The sequence below is a fragment of the bacterium genome (assembly GCA_030690305.1).
Taxonomy (GTDB): domain Bacteria; phylum Patescibacteriota; class Minisyncoccia; order Phycocordibacterales; family JAGLPS01; genus JBBUCK01.
The window spans coordinates 149569-169749 of record JAUYHB010000020.1 but is presented as its reverse complement, the minus strand read 5'-3'; the positions used below and the strand labels follow the sequence as shown (position 1 = coordinate 169749).

Genomic DNA, 20181 nt, shown 5'->3' with positions numbered 1-20181 from the left:
TTATTCATCGGGTACCGTCAATAAACTTCGTCCCCGATAAAAGATCTTTACGTACCGAAGCACTTCATCGATCACGCGGCGTCGCTCCGTCAGACTTTCGTCCATTGCGGAATATTCTCGTCTGCAGCCTCCCGTAGGAGTATGGACCGTGTCGCAGTTCCATCGGTGGGGGTCAGCCTCTCAGCTCCCCTAGACGTCATAGCCTTGGTAGGCCATTACCCTACCAACTAGCTGATATCCCGCGGGCCATTCCCAAAGCGTCTTGCGACTTTACTCGTAAGAGACTATCGAGGATTACCCCGTCTTTCGACGAGCTATACTCGACTCTGGGGTATGTACCCACGTGTTACTACCTCGTCTGCCGGTGCCCTTGCGGGCCCCTTGACTTGCATGCCTTATCCACGCCGCCAGCGTTCATCCTGAGCTAGGATCAAACTCTTAGTAAGAATCGCGTTTTCTCGCCAATGGCGGAAAACGGATTAAAACGGAACAAAACAGAAAATGTTATGCTCCTTTTTCGTTCCTAGCTCTTGAATCACAAATTTAAAGAAATAAACACGTTGTTATATATAACTTGCACGTGTTCTCAATCGTATATCAAAGTACAAAGTCTGCTTTCGCAGACGTAGAAGTCATTATATACAGGGCGTATAATAAGTCAACCCTGTTTCAAAACAGTAAAAAAGCCTTATTTAAAGGTTTTTTTTGTTATCTCTTTTTTGGGCCTTGCAGACGCTCCGCCGTTACAAGCAGCGGACTGCCAAGACAAATGGACGAATAGGTACCGGCGGTAATACCTATGAGAAGGGCAAGCGTAAAATTTCTTGTTGCTTCACCGCCAACAAAATAGAGAACGACCAGGGCAAATATAGTGGTGAGCGAGGTGTTGATGGAACGAGCAAGAGTCTGGTTGATACTGTCCCCCACGGTTTCTTCAAAGGAAGATTTTTTATTATATTTGAGATTCTCTCGCACTCTGTCAAATACGACAATGTTGTCGTGTACCGAAAAACCGAGCACCACAAGCAGTGCTGTCACAAATAACGTATCGATTTCAACGGTAGGATTGAAATGCCCGAGTACGACAAAAATGCCTGTCGGTAATAATATGTTGTGTATAAGAGAAATGATGGCGATAATTCCGTATTTCCATGAAGAAACCGGTTCGGAAACTTTTCTGAAAGCGAATGCAATGTAGGAGAGTATGGCTACAATAACAAGAACGATGGAAACAAGAGAATTGCGCGCCGATTCATTACCAAGAACCGGGCCTATGGAATTAAACTGAATTTCCTCCACTTGAATTTTATCGTTCCCGGAAATCGCTTCCAAAACAGCCTGATGTTCGGGCTCACTCAGGCTTCTCATTCTGATGAAATAGCCGCTCTCGCCCGAAGGTATTATTGACGGCTCGTTTGTGATGATTGCGGCCACTTCTTCCTTTATAGTGGTAATGTCGGGACGTCCATTGGGGAAATCGAGTTCAAGAAGCGAGCCACCTTTAAAATCAATCCCCAAATTAAGACCGTACATAAAAATTACTACAATCGATAACAGCGAGAGGAGCCCCGAAAAGATATAAAAGAATTTTCTGTTTTTGACTATAAACATATGTTATTTGGTACTGAGCCCGGTACTGAATAAAAATCTCATAACACCCTCACGTTTTTTGTGACTCAACGCCAATAGAAATGTTCTAGTAATGGTAATGGCGGTAAACATGCTAACAAGAACTCCAATGCCGAGGATAAGCGCAAAACCTTTAACGATTGAAGTATTGCTAAACCAATAAAGAATAACGGCGGTAATAAGACTTGAGAGGTTTGAGTCACGAATTGAAGTCCACGCGCGGGAGAAACCTTCTCTAATGACGCCGTCGACACTATTACTGCCCTTTTTAAATTCCTCCTTCATTCGCTCAAATATGAGAATGTTTGCGTCAACCGCCACTCCAATGGATAAAATGAAACCTGCAATGCCCGCAGCGGTCAACGTTACGGGAATCAGTTTGAAAAGCATGAGCATGATGGCGGTGTAGATAGCCAGGGCAACTACAGCCAAAAGACCCGGGAGACGGTACCACGCCAACAGAAACAGTGAGATAACGGCAAAAGAAACAAAACCCGCTTCAATGTCTTTTTGCACAGCATTTTCTCCCAGTGAGGCACCCACCTTTTGCGTTGATATAAGTTCAATCGGAACCGGCAATGCTCCGTAATTCAGGTTGCGGACAAGGTCGCGGGCTTGCGTGGGAGTAAAACTTCCGGAAACCTGCGCTACCCCATCGGAAATTTCTTCTCTGATAACCGGCGTAGAAATGGGAGAACCGTCAAGGAAAATGGCAAGGGTTTTTCCGACGTGTTCACGCGTAATCGTGGCAAATAGTTTTTTTCCTTCATCGTTAAATTCAATGAGAACCGCCGATTCGCCGGGAACGCCCGCCTGGTCGTTATTAAAAATAATCTGCGCCCGTTTCAGGTATTTTCCGGTAAGACCGGTAGGAATAAAAATTTCATCAACAGGCAATTTGGCAATTTCTTCTTCCGATTGCGGAAGATTGTCCGCAAGCAGACGGAATTCAAGAAGGGGTGTTTGACCGATAAGCGCAACCGCTTTATTGACATCGGTAATTCCGGGAAGTTCCACCACAAGGCGGTTTGTACCGCCATCAACCGACCGCTCAACCTGGACAAGCGGTTCGGATACACCGAAAAGATTGACGCGACGTTCGATAACTTCTTTAAGTACGGATAAAGAATCGGCAGTGTCTCCCCCGTCAAGCGAGGCGGTATCGGCATCATAGACAAGACGGGTTCCCCCGTTAAGATCAAGTCCCAAGGTGAACGCAAAACGACCGTTGGGTTGTTCGGTCGAATAGATAAGAAAACCCAAGGCAAGGCCAAGAATAAGGATGAGTGCCGCAAAAATTCTGGTACGTAACATTGTGGATATATACTATTCGTTCCTAAAACAAAAATCAATATTTACACCCCGCTTTTGGATAGAAGCCGGCTTAATGTTTTGAGCCCTATTTTTATATCAAGAATAAAGGAGCGGTTTTTGATGTAATACAAATCATAAGAAAGTTTTGTTTTTGTTTCGCCATACCCCACGGTAAATTTCGGAGGAGTTTCTTGATACAACTGCGCCCAACCGGAAAGACCGGGTTTGATAAGGTGACGGATATTGTAGTAAGGAATTTCTTGTTCGTATAATTTTACGAGGGCGGGGATTTCAGGGCGCGGCCCGATGATGGAGAGATCTCCGACAAATACGTTCCACAATTGGGGAAATTCGTCGAGACGGGTCTTGCGAAGGAAATTTCCGACGCGGGTTACTTTTTCTTTTTTCGCCATACCATCTTTTTCCTGATGCGCTTTCATGCTTCTGAACTTAACTATCTTTATGACGCCGTTATTCTTCCCCGCTCTTTCTTGAACAAAAAAAACGGGTCCGTTATCTTCAAGTTTTATCGCAATGAAAATAAACGGGTATAAAAGCAGAGAGAGCCCACCCACAATAACGCTTACCACAAGGTCCATAATGCGCTTGAGTACGTCATATGTGGCGTGAGGCGAAAGAGAAACATTTTCCAAAAACCAACTGTATTTGAGAAGAGAGAGTGGTACTCTGTCGAAAATATCTTCATAGATTCTGTGCATGTCAATAAATTTGATTTTGGAAAAAATGAGATTGTACAAACTCGGTAAAATCGGCGCCACTTTTTCATTTTGCAGGTCAATGGCAATTACCGAAACATTTTCCGAATACACGAGATTCAGAACGTCTTCCTGGAAATCAAGACTGTCAATCTGGTCAAGGTCGATTGAAGAAATAAAACGCAGGTCATACATGGTGTTGTTATTGACCTCCTGTTTGAGTTCTTTCATTTCGTCCCCACTTCCGATGAGAACGGCATTTTGTTTCTCTCTTGAAGTATTAAAAAGCGAATAACCGTAGAGCCTCCAAAGAAAAATAAGCCAGAATGAAATGGACAGATAAATGAACAGGTTCGTTTTCGGGGTAATGCCAAAATACGGTATGAAATAGAAGAACAAAACGGCAATAATAATATTGGCCGCTTGCGTGTTGAGAATAACCGTCGGGAGCTTGTTTCTTAAGATAAGGGTATGTTTTTCATACAAGCCGGCGATGAAAAACACAAGAATCCAAACAATAAAAAGTATGGAGAAAGGAAGAAGGTGTTCAATTAAAAGTTCCCCGTCCGGAAAATTTCCGTAACGGAAAAGAAGCATAAGCCACAAGGAAAAGAGAAAAAGGGCTATGTCTCCCACAAAAAGGCGTATTGTTTCTTTTCTGCTGTTCCAGTTCATACGGGGAAATATTGGAAAACGCTACGTATACTATACCAAAAAACGCCTAAAGAAAAGGCGCTATAATAGAGTTTAAATTAAGGGATGTCTTGATTTAATTGGAAAAATTCTTAGAGTAACTCACAATGGAAACCATTCAAAAAAAGAAGATTTTATATGTAGTAACCAAAAGTAATTGGGGTGGTGCGCAAAAATACGTATATGACTTGGCTACTTCCCTCCCCAAAGACAGATTTGAGGTCTGTGTAGCATTAGGAGGTTCCGGAGAAAAAAATGCGGAAGGCGGACTTTTAAAAAACCGCCTCGAGGATGCGGGAATAAAAATTGTTTTTATAAAAAACTTTTTGAGAGACATTTCTCTCATCCATGAAATCAAAGCCTTTTTTGAACTTGTCACAATAATTAAAAAGGAGAAACCCGACGTTATTCATCTCAATAGCTCAAAGGCGGGAGGAGTTGGTGCGCTTGCGGCACGATTGACGGGGGTAAAAAAAATAATTTTTACCGTTCACGGATGGCCTTTTAATGAGAGCCGGTCTTTTATTGTTCGTGTTATCCTGTGGAAGCTAAGTTGGTTATCTGCTCTATTGTCCACGCATGTAATCGTTATCGGGGAGCAGGAACGGAAAGATGCGATCCGTATGCCCTTTATTTCAGGAAAAGTCGTGCTTGTGAAAAATGGTATTAAAACTCTTGAATTTTTATCCCGTGAAAAAGCGCGACAAGAACTCACCATCCCTCAAGATGCTCTTACAATCGGTTCTATAGGTGAACTAACCCCAAATAAAAATTATCTACAACTTATAAAAGCAACCGAAGATTTGCAAAAAGAAAAATTGGTTCTCGCAATTATAGGAGACGGTGAACAAAAAACACACATTGTAGACAGGGCAGAAAAAATATTAGGCAATTCTCTTTATTACGGTTACAAAATGCTGGGCTTTAAAGAAAATGCATACAAATACCTCAAAGCGTTTGATATTTTCGTCCTTCCTTCCCTTAAGGAAGGACTTCCCTATACACTTCTTGAAGCGGGACTTGCCGGCCTGCCTTTGATTGCAACAGATGTTGGTGCAATCTCCGACATCATTCCCAATGAAAACTTCGGTATTGCCGTAAAGCCCAGAGACAATGAGGCATTAAAAAATGCTCTGGAGACCTTATTATCGGATGAAGAAAAGCGAAGGAATTTGGGTACAGCTATACAAAAACACGTACAAGAAGAGTTTTCTTTCGAAACCATGGTAGGAAAAACCGTTTCACTATATCTGTCCTAGCCCCCCACCCCAAGCAATTCGTTCTGCATCGCCTCTTTATGGATGGTACTTCGATAACGCCTCATCCCCATGAGAATGCCGAGAGATGCATATTCGGTAAGAAGATGACTGCCACCATAACTCATAAAAGGGACCGTAACCCCCGTTACCGGCAGAAGTCCTATATTCATTCCGATATGGATAATAAAATGACTCATAAAGAGAATGGCAACGCCAAAACCAAAGAGTGTTTCAAAGTTTGTCGCGCCATGAACGGCATTCACGATAATACGCCCAAACAAAAGAGCATATAAAGAAAAAAGCAAAAGCGTCCCTATAAAGCCCCATTCTTCGGCAAACGCGGCAAAAATAAAGTCCGTTTCGTACTCGGGCAGAAACTGCAATTTTGATTGGGTACCATATCCGATACCCTTTCCCCATAATTCTCCCGAACCGACAGCAATCGTTGATTGGTACGCGTTATACCCGGCACCTTGGATATCGGTAAGAGGGTGTATGAAAGTGAGAATTCGTTGTTTCTGATAATTCTCAAAGACATAAAACCAAAGTATGGAAAAAACGGTCAAGCCAAGCAGCAAGACAATAAGAAGGTGCTGCTTGGAAATTCCCGACACAAGCACCATACCTAACCACAAAAAAAATATGATGATGCTTGAACCAAAATCAGGCTGGAAAAAAACAAGCAGAAATAAAACGAGTGCGTAAAATCCTGACACAAGAATATGTCTGATATGCGCGATTTCCACATGCCGGCGGCTGAAATATTTTGAAAGAATGAGGATGAGCGCCAGCTTCGCAGGGTCGGAAGGCTGAAAAGAAAAATTTCCGAAGTCAAACCAGCTCTGGGCGCCTTTCACCGTTGCGCCTAAAAAAAGTACGAGGATAAGAATGGTGATGATGGAAAGATACACGGGTACAACCACTTCGGTTCGCCGCAAAAATCTGAAATCAATAAAACTGAGTGCGTAGAAAACACAGACGGAAAGAACAAGCCAGAATATTTGTTTTTCAAAGAAATAGCTCTCCCCCACAAACGAGTTCATGGTAATAAGACCCATAACCGCAATGGCAAAAGAAGAGGAAAAGAGAAACCAGTCGATATTGAGAAGGTGGGAGAAAAACCCTTTCATAGTATGGGCGTAGTATACCGTGCTTGAGTTTCTAAAGGCAACAAAGGGCCGAAACCTCTACTCGTCTCCGAAAACACGAGGGATGATTGTGATGACGGTCGGACCCTTTCGGCACAAGGCAGTTGCAATTCTTTTGTAAATTCCTTCAACAGCGTTGCGGTCAGGAGCGAAAAAATATTGGTCGGACTGCGATGCAAGTTTTTGAAGAAATGCCTGGTTCACGTTATTCCCAAGACCGATGGCGAAAATCTGTATCCCCTTGTCTTTCGCTTTTTGGGCTGTTTTCAGAGCCTCCGTTTCCGGGTAGGTTTCGTCAGCGGCATTACGAGGATTCTGCGGATGAGTCGCGATGCCATCCGTGAGAACTACTATGATTTTTGAGGAATCTGCCTGAGTGTGGGCGGAGGTCAATTCTTTGTACGCCTCTTCCATCCCATCTTTTATATTCGTGTTTTGGACCGAGTCGGAACGAATAAAAACAGAGCCGATAATTCCTTTAAGCGCCTCAAAATCGTGAGTGAGAAACGAGTCGGCTGGGCGGGAAGCCGAGGTGGCAAAAGAAACAAGGCCTACTTGGTCTCTGTCCTGCAAACGTTCAACAAAAGATTCGGCCGCGGATTTAACCGAGGTGAGAGGTTCAGGGGGAGAAAGGCCATCGTCATCCATGCTTCCCGATCGGTCAATAACAAGCATCGTATCCACCGGAACATTACAGAACCCGAGACCTGTGTCAAAGGGTTCCGGCCATGTGAACGTTATATTTGCCGTTTGGGCTTTTTCCAAATAGTCGATGAAAGTCCGTGACGCACCAATGGCGATCCCGTCACTGTCAAAAATAATGGCCACCGCTTCGACATTTGAAACTGGACGTATCGAATCGTTTGACAGTTGCGCGTCGATGCGGGGCTTCGTGTCGGTTTTTGACAAAACAATGTTAGAGACAGACAGAGGCGGCTCCGGAGTAATTTCTTTTTCCCAGACAAGCCTGCTTGAGAACTCAAATGTAACACGAGTTGGAACCGCTTCCCCAACGGAGACCGCTCCTTCAAAAATGCCGAAGGTTTTTTTTGCGGGAATAAACGTCACACCGGGGCGTTCAGCAATCAGTTCGTTGTTCGCGTCATATAATTTAAAAACATAATGGACGCGGGAAACCAATGCTGAGATATTCGGGTTTTCAACATACGCAACGGCACTATACACTCCTTCCGTAACCTTGAATGTCCGTTCCCAAAGAATAATCGGTTCCAAGACCTCGGCAGCACATAAAATGGCACACTTTCCGCCACAGTCGGTTCCCATCTCGGTTCCGTTTTTCTTTCCGTCAAAACACGTTGGGGTTTCAAAGTATAAAAAAGCAACCGGAACAAACGCAAGGAGAAAGAGAACGGCACATATGATTATGACGTACGCTGTTTTTTTCTGACGCGCCCATTCATTTGAGGGAACGGAGGGTTTGGGAGCCGGTGTTGAAGAAAGGGAATTTGAGTCCATTGGAATTATTATAACAAAAAAACCGTTCGAATTTACTTTTCAAAAACACGATAAAATTCTACTGAATTTTTCTCTGCTCACCTTCATCAGGCTCCGCAAGATTTTTGAAAAGTAAATTCTCACTCAAACGGAAGAGGTTGGGCTAAAACAAAAAACCTCGGTTTTCCCGAAGTGTTTTTGTTTCATCAAACGCTTAGTTCTGGCGACGAGCTACTTTCCCCTCGAAAGAGTATCATCGCCTCTGCAAGGCTTAACTTCTGTGTTCGGAATGAGAACAGGTGTGACCCTTGCGACAAGTCACCAGAACTAAACATTCGATATGAATGTGCGGGTTTTAATTAAATACTGAATTTGATTGCAGAGAGCAGAATAACACGTGTGGTTATAAGGTTCCCTAATAGGATTGACTCATTAGTACTCCTTGGCTAAGCCCCTTACGGGACGTACACCTAGAGCCTATCAACGTGATCATCTCTCACGGGTCTATAACGATTCCTTATCTTGAAGTTGGCTTCCCTCTTAGATGCTTTCAGAGGTTATCCATACCCGACTTAGCTACTCTGCGTTGCCCTTGGCAGAACAGCAGATACACCAGAGGTCAGTTCATTCCGGTCCTCTCGTACTAGGAACAAATCTTCTCAAGAATCAACGCCTGCAGTAGATAGGAGACCAACCTGTCTCGCGACGGTTTGAACCCAGCTCACGTACCTTTTTAATTGGCGAACAGCCAAACCCTTGGGACCTTCTCCAGCCCCAGGATAAGGTGAGCCGACATCGTATACTTCTCCGCCATTACTGGCGGTATGGACTATATCTTCATCCTTCGACAAGCTCAGGACAAGTCCTAAACTGTGTAAAAGGCGGTGGCGTGTTAGCTTTCGCTTCCAAAGCGAAAACTCTGTCCTTCGTTTAACTCGGGACAAGTCTCTACGGGGTCATTCTTTAAACATATCTTGAAAAAATCCAAGCCAAGTCAAAGAAGACTTCCCACGGTGTTGTCCTTAAAAATATTTTTATATTTAAAAGGAGTTCACCGTTATAAGCCACGATTGTATCTTATTCACCAAGCTCCTACACTCGAATAATAAGATTGGCTATATGTCATTACTGACATAGCACCCCAATGTGTTAAGGTGCCGAACTCCGCCGTCGATGTGGACTCTTAGGCGGAACTAGCCTGTTATCCCCAGGGTAGCTTTTATCCGTTAATCTCTGGCCGCGTCTAACGCGATCCATCGGTTCACTATGCTCCGCTTTCGCGTCTGCTCGGCATGTACGCCTCGCAGTTAAGCTCTCTTATGCCATTACACTATCGGCACGGTTTCCATTCGCGCCTAGAGAACCTTTGTAGGCTCCTCCGTTACTCTTTGGGAGGATAGCGCCCCACCAAAACTGCCCACTAGATACTGTTCCTTCGCGTTTTTGCCGCGGAGGTTAGAAAATACATCTCATCAGAGTGGTATTTCACTGACGAGTCTGCAACACCCGAAAGCATTGCTTCAATCTCTCCCACCTATGCTACGCAGGCAAGACGTATTCTCAATATCAAGATGCAGTAAAGCTCCATGGGGTCTTTTCGTCTAACTGCAGGTAACCGGCATCTTCACCGGTATTGTATTTTCACCGAGTGGATCCCCGAGACAGTTCTCCAGTGATTGCACTATTCGTGCGCGTCAGAACTTACCTGACAAGGAACTTCGCTACCTTAGGACCGTTATAGTTACGGCCGACATTCACCAGGGCTTACATCGGTCACCCCAATCCTTGCGGACTGGAACGCCAATGGTTGACCTTCTGGCATTGGTCAAGTGTCACCCCCTATACATCCTCTTGCGAGTTCGCAGGGAGCTGTGTTTTTGGTAAACAGTTCCCAGAGATACTTTAGCTGCGGCCTTTCTTGCGAAAGGCAAGTCTTATCCCGAGGTTACGACTGCTTTTTTGCCTAGTTCCTTGGGGATTTTTCACTCGTTCGCCTTGGTCTACTCGACCCGACTACCTGTGTCGGTTGTGCGGTACGGATCCTTTGCGTTTATGCTTAGAAGCTTTTCTTGGAAACTGGCTTTACGAGATCTCCCTTAATTGCTTAAAGAATTTCCCCATCGCTTGGAATCGGGCTTACGCCCCGCTCTCCGGATTTGCCAAAAGAGCTTCCTGACGATGACGACGTCACATCCAATTGTGCGCCTCGTATACTCAACTTCGTCCCTCCATCGCAACGCAAAAAAGTCATGGAATATTAACCATGTTCCCATCGGCTGCGGCTTTCGCCATTGCCTTAGGACCGACTAACCCTTGGCTGATTGACATCGCCAAGGAAACCTTAGTCTTACGGCGTGCAGGGGTCTAACCTGCATTGCGGTTACTTGTGCCAACATTCTTACTTCGCAACGCTCCAGCATGAGTCACCTCTTTGCCTTCACAGCAGATGCGAAAACTCTCCTACCACGTATCTTACCCGAAGGTAAAATACATCCTTAGTTTCGGTACTACGCTTAAGCCCCGATTATTTTCGGTGCGAAATCTCTTGATGAGTGAGCTGTTACGCTATCTTTAAAGGGTGGCTGCTTCTAAGCCAACCTCCTCATTGTCAGAGAAATTTCACCGCCTTGAGATGCACTGAGCGTAGATTTTGGGACCTTAACTGAAGATCTGGGCTGTTTCCCTTTTGACGAACGAAGCTTAGCCCCCGTCGTCTTACTGCCGAGTAATTTACTTTAAGTATTCGAAGTTTGATAGGTTTCGCGAGATTGCTCCCTGTCGAAACCTTCCAGCGCTCTACCCCTTAAAGGTACACTCGACGCTAGTCCAATAACTATTTCGGAGAGAACCAGCTATTACCAGGTTCGATTGGTTTTTCGCCGCTTATCACAAGTCATCCGAAAGTGTTGAACGACTTACCGGTTCGGGCCTCTTGTCTCCTTTCGGAGACATTCACCCTGCTCATGACAAGCTCACCTGGCTTCGGGTCTTGTATATGCTACTAAATCGCGCTATTCACACTCGGTTTCCCTACGGCTCCGGGGGTTACCCCTTAGCCATGCAGCATACACAAACTCGTTGGCTCATTCTTCAATAGGCACGCTACAACGGTACAAGACCGCCGTAACTCCTTGTAAGCATATGGTTTCAGTTCTATTTCACTGCCCTTACCGGGCTAATTTTCACCTTTCCCTCACGGTACTAGTTCACTATCGGTCTCCAAAAGTATTTAGCCTTACCGGTTAGTTCCGGCGGATTCCCTCAAAGCTACTCGTGTCTTGAGGTACTCAAGAATGACATTAAAGAGATACACTGTTTTCGCCTACGGGACCATTACCCTCTAGGGTTCCGCTTTCCAGCGGATTCGGCTAACAGAATATTTTTTGACTCTTCCTACGGTAAACGTAGATACGTCATCTTACAACCCCGAGCGTCACTCACACTGCACAAAAAATGCAGTGAGAGTGAAGCTCGGTTTAGGCTCTTCCCTTTTCGCTCGCCGCTACTAAGGAAATGCAACCCGCTTGCGCGGATATTGGTTTCTTTTCCTCCAGGTACTAGAATGTTTTGCTTCCCTGGGTACGCACCTTACCTAAAGTGGTAAAGTTTCTGCCTCATGGGCAGAAGGGTTTCCCCATTCGGAGATCTTCGGATCGAAGGTTGCTAGACACCTCCCCGAAGCATATCGCAGTCAAGCCGCGTCCTTCATCGCCTTTTGGAGCCAAGGCATCCACCATACGCCCTTAAATTTCCCATTAGGAAATCTAATAACCACAACGTGTTACCCTGCTCTCTACAATCAACTAACAACTTACAATTTATTTAATTTAACCTGCTTATGGTACGTTACATCTCTGCAACGCATCTTCCTTTCTAGAAAGACCCCAATAAAGGAAGCATTTTTCAACGTACATCTCAGAGAGTAAAAAATCCGCTTCTTAAAGCGGATTTTTTTAACAACAGGGTATTACGCCCGTTATCGTTTCCGCTTGAAGAATAGATTGAAGTTTTTACTCATTGAGAATGCTTACCAGTATAATCTTCCTGCCCTTTTTGTCAACAACTGTTTAAACGCCCCCGTAAAACGGAAACCCCCTCCGCTTTAGGCGGAGGGGGTTTCTTTGGAAATACCTGTTTTTTGATGATTTTTAACCCTTGTTATCGGACACCTCGCGCTTGATTTCGTCAATAAACCGAGCCGCGGCTTCCTGTCCCCCAAGACCGAAGGCAAGGCCTAAGGCAAGAGAGAAAGCAACCACAAACCCGGTAAAGAGAGTGTTAATGAGGGACCCTGCAATCTCCAGCTGAACCATAGCGGCAAAAATAGCGAAGACCCATACGGACCATTTTGCGATAGTTCCCGTAAGATTAGCGGCGTGAATACCGGCCGTTTTAGCCGAAGCCGAGACCACACGCTTTATAATATCGGCGATAACCGCGGCAACAAGCAGGATGAGAACGGCAACGATAACTTTTGGAAGATAGATTAACACCACTTCTTGCAGGAAAATATTTACCTGTTTGAGGCCCAACACGTCAAATGAAGCTACGAGAAAAACGATGATGATGAACCATTCAACCAAGCCTCCGACAAAACCTGCCGAATTCAACTCCATCCCTCCTTTCTGGAGCACTCCCGACAAACCTGTTTTGCTGAGTGCTTCATCTATGCGAATTGACCGAAGAAGCTGGGTTACGACTCTTCCCAGAAGTGCGCCTATCACCCATCCGAAAATAAGGATGATGAGAGCCACGACAATCTGAGGAATAAATTCAATTATTCCTGTCCATAAATTTTGGAATGACTGTAAAATGACGTCACCCCATATATTTGTTGTCATACGCAGAGCGGAATATTCCGCTTATATAAAGCTACTAAATATTAAAACTAACCTAAAAGGTACGTTTGTATCATACCATTCGCAAAAAAACGCCCGAGGGCACCTTTCCAAAGGCTGTGGATAACTAAAACCGGCTAATTCTTCTCGAAGCCGACTTTATCAAGGAGGGTTTCGTGAGGATAATCGGTAATGTCACGGACAAGTCTGTCATACATACCGAGACGGTAGTTGAAGTCCTGGGTCTCAAAAATCGCATATTTAAGTTCCCGGCCGATTTCCGATTCAATATTTTTTATCAGTGACTCAATAATCCTTTTCTTTAGATGATCTCCCACCACAAGCAAATCTACCCTGCTTTCCCATTCATTCAAGAATACCCCCGAGAGAACCACAAGCTTTATTCTTCCCGCACGACTGATTTTTCGGACGATATCGCTCCGCTTAAAGGGAGTCAGGTCGATAAGAAAAGTTTGGAGGGACGCAACGTATGGGAATGACTTATTAAGCGTCCATCCGTGCACCTTTCCTTTGCGCCGCTTTGGGGAATGTGCGGCATCTTCCTTGAAAAACTCTTTTCTTCGGACAACCCCGGCTTTGGAAAATACGGCAAGTTGTTTTTTCGCTTCACGGGTCGTAATGTTGAGACGCCGTGTAATATCTTCGAGTCCGAACGCCAGATCGGGATTAAACAGAAACAACCTCATCATCCTGATTTTCGGTACATCTTCAAACAATCTTTCGAGTATGCGCATATGGTTCAATTGCCTTTTATGCGCGGATTATAACATGGGCACAAAGGGCCAAAACAAGACGAAATCAAAAGGGCATCCGTGTAAAGGGAGATGGCAAAAAAGCCCCGAATGGGGCTTTTTTGCTTAACAGACAGAGCGGTAAAGTCCGGTGTTTTATTTTAATTCCACTTTTCCGCCCGCCGCTTCGATTTTCTTTTTCACTTCTTCCGCTTCTTCTTTTTTCATTCCTTCCTTAAGTACTGCGGGAGCACTGTCAACAAGGTCTTTTGCTTCTTTAAGTCCGAGTCCGAGCACTTCCTTAACCACCTTAATGACGGCAATTTTCTGGGCACCGCTGTCAGCGAGGTGAACCGTGAAAATGCTCTTTTCTTCAGTGGCGGCACCTCCCCCTGCGCCCGGCGCCGCAACGGCTACAGCCGCAGCGGAAACACCGAATTTCTTCTCGAGAAATTTAACAAGCTCATTGAGGTCAAGGACCGACATTTTTTCTATAGCATCGACAATGGTTTTGAATTTTGTCGGAGTTTCCATTACCGCAGATTCTGTTTTTGTTTCTTCCATACGTAAATAATATTTAGATTGGTAAATTTTACTGCTTTTTTGAGGCTATACCGTCAAGAGCGATAACAAGGCCCTGAATCGGAGAATTGATGAGATTGACAAACTGGGCGTACAAGGTTTTTTGGGACGGAATTTGGGCAATCACAGTCATTTCTTCCTTCCCGAGAAATTTTCCTTCAAAAATTCCTCCAAGTATCGATACTTTGTTATCTAGACTTTTTTGGAATTGATATACTCCCCGTGCCGGTGCAATCATATCAGCCCCGTATGCTACTCCAAGCTCCCCTTCCAATGAAGGAAGGTCGCCTGTAAGGGCCTGTCCTTCGAGAGATTTTTTAAGAAGTCTTTTCTTTGCAACCGTATATGTCACTCCCTCGGCACGCAATGCCCTGCGCATCGATGTCTCATCATTAACGTGCATCCCATGAAAGTTAACGAATACGACAGAGGCGGCAGTTTTGATGGCCATCGATAAAGAATCTATTACTTCTTTCTTCTTTTGTTTTGATAATGCCATATGTCTATTTTGAGAAAATTAAAGAGTTGAAACATTCTTTTTTTGCGTCACTCGCTTGAGAGTAAAAAAGATTTTTTACTCTGTCCACTCGCTAGCAAATAAAAAATCGACCGAGAAAGGCCGATGAGGAGAAATGTTCCCGGAATCATCCGAGGAAACTTCTGCGACCTCGATAGGAGCTTATTTTGCCTTACCGGCAAACGCCTACTGTCTTTGGCCTTACAAGTAATGAGTGTAATCTAAATACCCCTTTTGTCAATCCTTCGATGTTACTCAGGGTTGACGCTAAGTTTTGGGTTTATGGTTCAACTTCGCTCACCACCCTGAGCCTTAGTCGAATGGGTCAAATGCGTCAATGTGCCGTTTGTTCTTCGCCAGTTACAGGAATTTCTTGTCCTCCTTTTTTGTAGGCGCCTGCAAGAAGTATGAGAACAAGACTTATAAGGAGAATTCCGAGAAATCCCCAGAGGAACCGAAAAAATGTTTTATCGAAGCCGAACATTAGAGCGTGTCGAGATATGTTCGAAGTTCTTTGAGCTCCATATCTTTCGGATTGGCAAGAATTCCCCGGTCGACAATATTTTTCGCTTTTGAAAGGTTATTATACGCATCCCGGTAAAAATCAGACGTCTGAAAGTACAGATATGTTTGTTCGGGTCCTTGCTCAAGTGCTTTAAGGAAATATTCTTCCGCTTTGGCAAAATCATGGATGTAGTATCCATATAACACTCCGAGATTACCCAATGTTACGTAGTCTCCGGGGGTAAGCTTGGTAGCGTACAGCCATGCCGCTTCTGCGTTTGTGTAATTTTCAAGCAGTTTCCAGTAGAGACCGATTTCAATCCAGCTGGTAACATCCGCGGGATTTTTTTCCACCGTCTCTTGTAAATTTCGTATTTTTTCAATGACTGTCAGTTGGTTTTCTTTTGGATATCCTTTCGGAAATGTAATAGGTCCGCCCATATTCGGTGCAGGCGGCAATGTTTTTGGGTCAATCGTAGTCGGAACAGTACTGATGTCAATCGGATTACCTTCGGCATCAAAGGCTCCGACTCCTATACCGGGGGTTAGGGAGTCAGGATTGTTTTCTTTGGTATCATTTTTCTTGGAAAACCACGAAAACAACAGATAAGCTGAAACGGCAACAACAATCAAGGAGACGAAACCAGTAAAAAGGATATTTTTCTTTTGCATATGAATTATTACCTAGCGCAGTGAGGGTAACAAAATGTTAATAGCTTTCATTGTAAGAAAAAAAAAATTAAATGCAAATGGAATCCGACCAAACAAAAAACCCGCCGAAAGGCGGGTTTTTTGCGAGCATCTGTCTTTCTGCTAGGCAGAGAGGCAGATCACAAGGGCTCGTTATTATTTGGTCAATGTCTGAGAATCCATGCTCGAAGCTCCGAGGCCAGGAACATAGTATCCGTTTGTCCAAGCGTTTTCGTCGGTGTCGTTCGTCGTAGTTGAGTTCGGTGACCAGATGAAATCATCATCCGTACCAAACGCAACGGCGTTTGTTGAACTTGCCAACTGGAACGTTGTTGCTTCGTACATCAACGGATACGCTGCGTCACCTTGAATGTTTGTGACAACTGATGCGGCCGTCGGGCTGTTAGCGAAGGTAATCGTACCGAGAACACGGAAGTAATAGGTTGCTCCCGCAGGAATCTGGAGGTAATCCTGACCCTGTGTTGAAGCACTCATTGTTACTGTCGTGTTGCCACTGTCTACTAGACCGTTGGTTGTGTCATTTAACTGTCCTGCAGGATTGAATCCGTTTACAGGAGAGCTGTATGAACTGTCAGTGTAGGCCATAACCTTCAATCCGGTCACCGTTGAGGACGCTGAAGCAGGTGATGCTGACGTCGCAACGTTTACAGTGAACTGGTAGATACCGATGCTTCCTGTTGAAGCAGCTTTGACGCTGAATCTGTAAAGATCCATCTCTGTTCCAGAAACCAATGAGGTTGAAGGAACTGTCTGCTTAGCAAACGTAGGATATGACTTGAAGACTCTGATTCCGTTAACATTCGTGTCCGCGGTAGAGCTTGAGCCGATAAATCCTGCCGTTGAGCTAAGCGCACGTGTGTGACACGTTGCGGCTGCTGCACAACCATCGTAGTTAACCTTGATGAAGGCACCCGGTGTTCCCGGCTGAGAAACTCCTACCGGTGAAAGGTCAGCCTTTATGGTAAGAAGTTTGTCTGTGTCTTTCGGAAGGGTAACATCCAATGTTGAAGTTGCATAAGCGAGTGAACCCTGGAAGACTGCTGAACCAACCTGCGTTGCTCCATCCCAAATCGTGATTAGGTTTCCGACAAAGTCGGCGTTTGTTGAAGAAGCGGTTGATGTCAACTGTAGGGTCAATTCCTTAAGTGACAACTCTTCGTTATTGGCGTGAACTTTGAGTACTCCAAGAGTAACTCCTGATGAACCAGCCGAAACGAGAGAGTATCCGGGACTTGATGTGTCAAGGGCAACGGTGAATGAGCCAGTTGCAACGGTCATCAATTGACCTGTTGAACCGGAAACTGATTCGGAAACGTCAGCACCTGATGTGACACCGGTAACAGTCATTGAAGCGCCGGCGGTAATACCCCATGTAGCTGTGTCTCCAGTAGATACTGAAGTGGCAACATTACATTTAAGCGCCAAAGTCTTGACTGTTCCTTTCGGAACTGTGTACGGACCGTCGAAAGTGAACGTGGTGTTTGAACCATCATTTGAACTGTTTACAACGTTTGAACCGTTGTTCAATGCTGTTGTTCCGTCAAACAATTGACATGCCGTCATTTCTCCGGCTGACATTGTTGTGACATCCATCAACAGAGGAATCGATGAGAATCGCACATCTTCACCTGAAGCCGAGGCATCAAGCTGGTAGTTCGCGAAGGTAAATCCTTGAACACCGGCAGAGATGGTTTGAGCAGAAGGTGTTGAAGCGACACTCACAGTAAGCGCGGCTGTCTTTATCGTCATGGTGTTCATACTGAACGCCACTCCGGTAAGAGTAACCGTGCTTCCCGTCACTATGCCTTTAACGGTTGACCATGCGGCCGGTGTGGTTGAGGCGGTAACTGTGCCGTTATTAGCGTAGCTTGAAGGTAGCTTACCCTTGAGAGTAAATATGTGCTTTCCGAGAGGATAAGTAATTGTGTCCGTGAAGGTCACATACTGGCTTCCTCCGTATGTCGTTGCCAAAGTCGCATCTAACGGACCTGCAACAACCGCACCGTTTTCGTCAACAACAGTTATGTCTGTTATTACACCACCTGAAGTAACTCCAGATGAAGTAGAAAAGGCAAATCTTGTTGAGCCGACTGAAACACCTTCACCTGTGAAGTTTGTTTCGTATCCTCCAAGGACTTGATTAGGAACGTTGACTGCAATGTTCTGTGAGACAACTGTATTTGATTTTGCAATTGTAGTTGCGGAACCGGCTGTAACGGTTACCAATGAACCGCTAAAGAACGGTGTTCCGGGGTCGGCGGCAGCACCAACGAATTCTGATGCTGTTGACGCTGACGTGTTTGTAGTACCGTTCGGGTTTGTACCGATAATTCCGTATCCGTAGGTCTCACCACTAACATAGACGTCGGTATTCTTTTCGATATCGAATTGAATCGTTCGTCCTGATGCGTTAGTTCCAACGATATCTCCTTGAATGTAGATATCTTTTGAGAATCCTTTATCAATCACAAGACCTGATCCTAGGCTGACCGTGAAGTATTTACCGTCGGCTGAAACAACCGGCGCGTATGCTACTCCGTCAACGTAGACTTTAATGTTTGCAAGGTCAGTCGCTGCGACTGAACCTCCTTGGTTAAAGCGAACCGACAAAAGTCGGATTTTTTCAGCAGATCCCGCTGTGATGCGGACACCTGAAAACTTGTAGTCTGATGTGCCGACCGGCTTACTTAAAGCCGCGTTCGGGTCAAACGATGATACTGCAAATGTTGCGGTACCGATCGAGAGAGTTGCATTCGTTACGTGGTATGCACCAGTGATAGGCAATGAGCCTGAGATGGTGGCTGAGCTGTTAACCGCAACGACTTTCAAACCGATAACTTCACCGGCGTAACTTGCCATGGTGGCGATATCAGTTGTGTTTCCGGCGACAGTAAAGGTTTTTGATGTGCCAGCCCTCACTACAACAGCCTCACCTATTGTGGCTTGGTTGTTTGAGTTAAGAGTCTTTGCGACACCAAGCTGAATTCCTTGGTCGTCAAGAAGAAGGATTCCTGAAAGAACGGCGTTGTGTGAGAGTCCATCGCGCTCAACAACAACACTGTTGATTGTAACGTCAGAAGCTCCTGCTGTGACTACGAATTTTGTGAAGGGAATACGGCTCGCGCCTGAAACAGCAAGTGATGCTGAAGGCTGGACAGTTGTTGAAACTGCCGCACTTCCTGATGTTGTCGGAGGAACGATTACCGTACCGCCACCCATTGTGTTGAGTTTGGCACGAGTCGCTGCTCCCACATATCCGGTCCCATTTATGAGACCGAGCGGTGTCAAAATTTCAGAAGCATATTTGTTCTGGAATCTTGTAACACCTGCCTTTGTAAGAGCACCGAAGTATGAAGTTTCGTTTCCTTTAGAACCAGGTCCTGAAGAAGCGATATCAACTCCATCTGCGTTAAGAACCTTCTGAAGATTCATGACATCCGTACCGGTATCCCCCATTTTGAGGTCTTTGGTAAAGGTGTATGAACCAACTGTTGAAGATCCGCCTGATATTGTTGACAGTTGTGATTGCAACGATGCAATCGTTGAAAGCAAACTGTTGATTTGAGCAGTAAGCTCTTCAACGGTAGCGGCTGAAGCCGGAACGAATCCGACAACGCTCAATACCATTGAGAACGCTGCCAAACCTGAGACCAATTTGGCGGTCTTAGATTTGTGAATATTTTGCATGATTTGGTAATTTCTTTTAATTGTGAATTTCCTCCGCAAATTAATTTAATAAATCGCTAATAATGTTCGCAGAGAAAATATTTCAACACGGAAAATTTTTGTATCGACAATATTCCCGCGCTGATACTACATTTCTGGATTTTCAAAAGATTTTTTCGACGATCTTTTTAAATCCGTAATGACTTTGCTTTAATCCAACCTATCCGTCTCATATGTATCGACACGATCCGGATAGACTTAGTTGGTAGAAGTGAGAACCGAGTTTCTTTCGTAAGCATCAATAAAAGGACAAGGTCATTCGGCAAAAAACTTAATTGTTGGTTTTATTCAGTTTTCAACGTTCTTTTTCTTCCGGTCATTCCGTCATAAACTCCAA

Annotated in this window: 12 protein-coding genes and 3 rRNA genes; 1 reads left to right on the top strand and 14 read right to left on the bottom strand. The window is 44.9% G+C overall.

The window, feature by feature from the left end; translation table 11 throughout:
• From Q8O71_02655 to Q8O71_02640, 4 genes are all read right to left on the bottom strand, one after another.
• Positions 1 to 446: ribosomal RNA gene (locus Q8O71_02655) — 16S ribosomal RNA — on the bottom strand; the annotation flags it as partial.
• 262 nt (positions 447 to 708) lie between these two features.
• Positions 709 to 1611 carry a protein translocase subunit SecF gene (secF, locus tag Q8O71_02650; GenBank protein ID MDP2705272.1) on the bottom strand — a complete coding sequence of 301 codons (903 nt, stop codon included), beginning with the start codon at positions 1609 to 1611 and terminating at the stop codon, positions 709 to 711.
• A 3-nt stretch (positions 1612 to 1614) separates the two neighbouring features.
• Complete coding sequence (secD, locus tag Q8O71_02645) at positions 1615 to 2943, bottom strand: protein translocase subunit SecD (protein MDP2705271.1); 1329 nt, start codon at positions 2941 to 2943, stop codon at positions 1615 to 1617.
• Between the two features lie 41 nt (positions 2944 to 2984).
• Entirely contained in the window at positions 2985 to 4334 is a 1350-nt protein-coding gene (locus Q8O71_02640) for an exopolysaccharide biosynthesis polyprenyl glycosylphosphotransferase (protein MDP2705270.1), read from the bottom strand.
• 125 nt (positions 4335 to 4459) lie between these two features.
• Between Q8O71_02640 and Q8O71_02635 the strand changes: the two genes are divergently transcribed.
• Positions 4460 to 5611 carry a glycosyltransferase family 4 protein gene (locus Q8O71_02635; protein ID MDP2705269.1) on the top strand — a complete coding sequence of 384 codons (1152 nt, stop codon included), beginning with the start codon at positions 4460 to 4462 and terminating at the stop codon, positions 5609 to 5611.
• On the opposite strand, the gene rodA is transcribed toward Q8O71_02635, so the two are convergent.
• From rodA to Q8O71_02585, 10 genes are all read right to left on the bottom strand, one after another.
• Entirely contained in the window at positions 5608 to 6741 is a 1134-nt protein-coding gene (rodA, locus tag Q8O71_02630; protein ID MDP2705268.1) for a rod shape-determining protein RodA, read from the bottom strand. The genes Q8O71_02635 and rodA overlap by 4 nt on opposite strands.
• A 57-nt stretch (positions 6742 to 6798) precedes the next feature.
• A complete protein-coding gene (locus Q8O71_02625) occupies positions 6799 to 8235 on the bottom strand; it encodes a VWA domain-containing protein (GenBank protein MDP2705267.1) in 1437 nt (478 codons plus the stop codon).
• 197 nt (positions 8236 to 8432) lie between these two features.
• A 5S ribosomal RNA gene (gene rrf, locus Q8O71_02620) occupies positions 8433 to 8540 on the bottom strand.
• Between the two features lie 86 nt (positions 8541 to 8626).
• Positions 8627 to 11974, bottom strand: a 23S ribosomal RNA gene (locus Q8O71_02615).
• 388 nt (positions 11975 to 12362) lie between these two features.
• A complete protein-coding gene (locus Q8O71_02610; GenBank protein MDP2705266.1) occupies positions 12363 to 13055 on the bottom strand; it encodes a hypothetical protein in 693 nt (230 codons plus the stop codon).
• 134 nt (positions 13056 to 13189) lie between these two features.
• Entirely contained in the window at positions 13190 to 13807 is a 618-nt protein-coding gene (locus Q8O71_02605) for a hypothetical protein (protein MDP2705265.1), read from the bottom strand.
• 153 nt (positions 13808 to 13960) lie between these two features.
• Complete coding sequence (gene rplL, locus Q8O71_02600) at positions 13961 to 14338, bottom strand: 50S ribosomal protein L7/L12 (GenBank protein MDP2705264.1); 378 nt, start codon at positions 14336 to 14338, stop codon at positions 13961 to 13963.
• Between the two features lie 58 nt (positions 14339 to 14396).
• Entirely contained in the window at positions 14397 to 14885 is a 489-nt protein-coding gene (gene rplJ, locus Q8O71_02595; protein ID MDP2705263.1) for a 50S ribosomal protein L10, read from the bottom strand.
• Between the two features lie 501 nt (positions 14886 to 15386).
• Positions 15387 to 16079 (bottom strand): hypothetical protein, encoded by a 693-nt coding sequence (locus Q8O71_02590; GenBank protein ID MDP2705262.1) that lies wholly within the window; start codon positions 16077 to 16079, stop codon positions 15387 to 15389.
• Between the two features lie 174 nt (positions 16080 to 16253).
• Entirely contained in the window at positions 16254 to 19805 is a 3552-nt protein-coding gene (locus Q8O71_02585) for a peptidoglycan-binding domain-containing protein (protein ID MDP2705261.1), read from the bottom strand.
• Positions 19806 to 20181 lie beyond the last annotated feature (376 nt).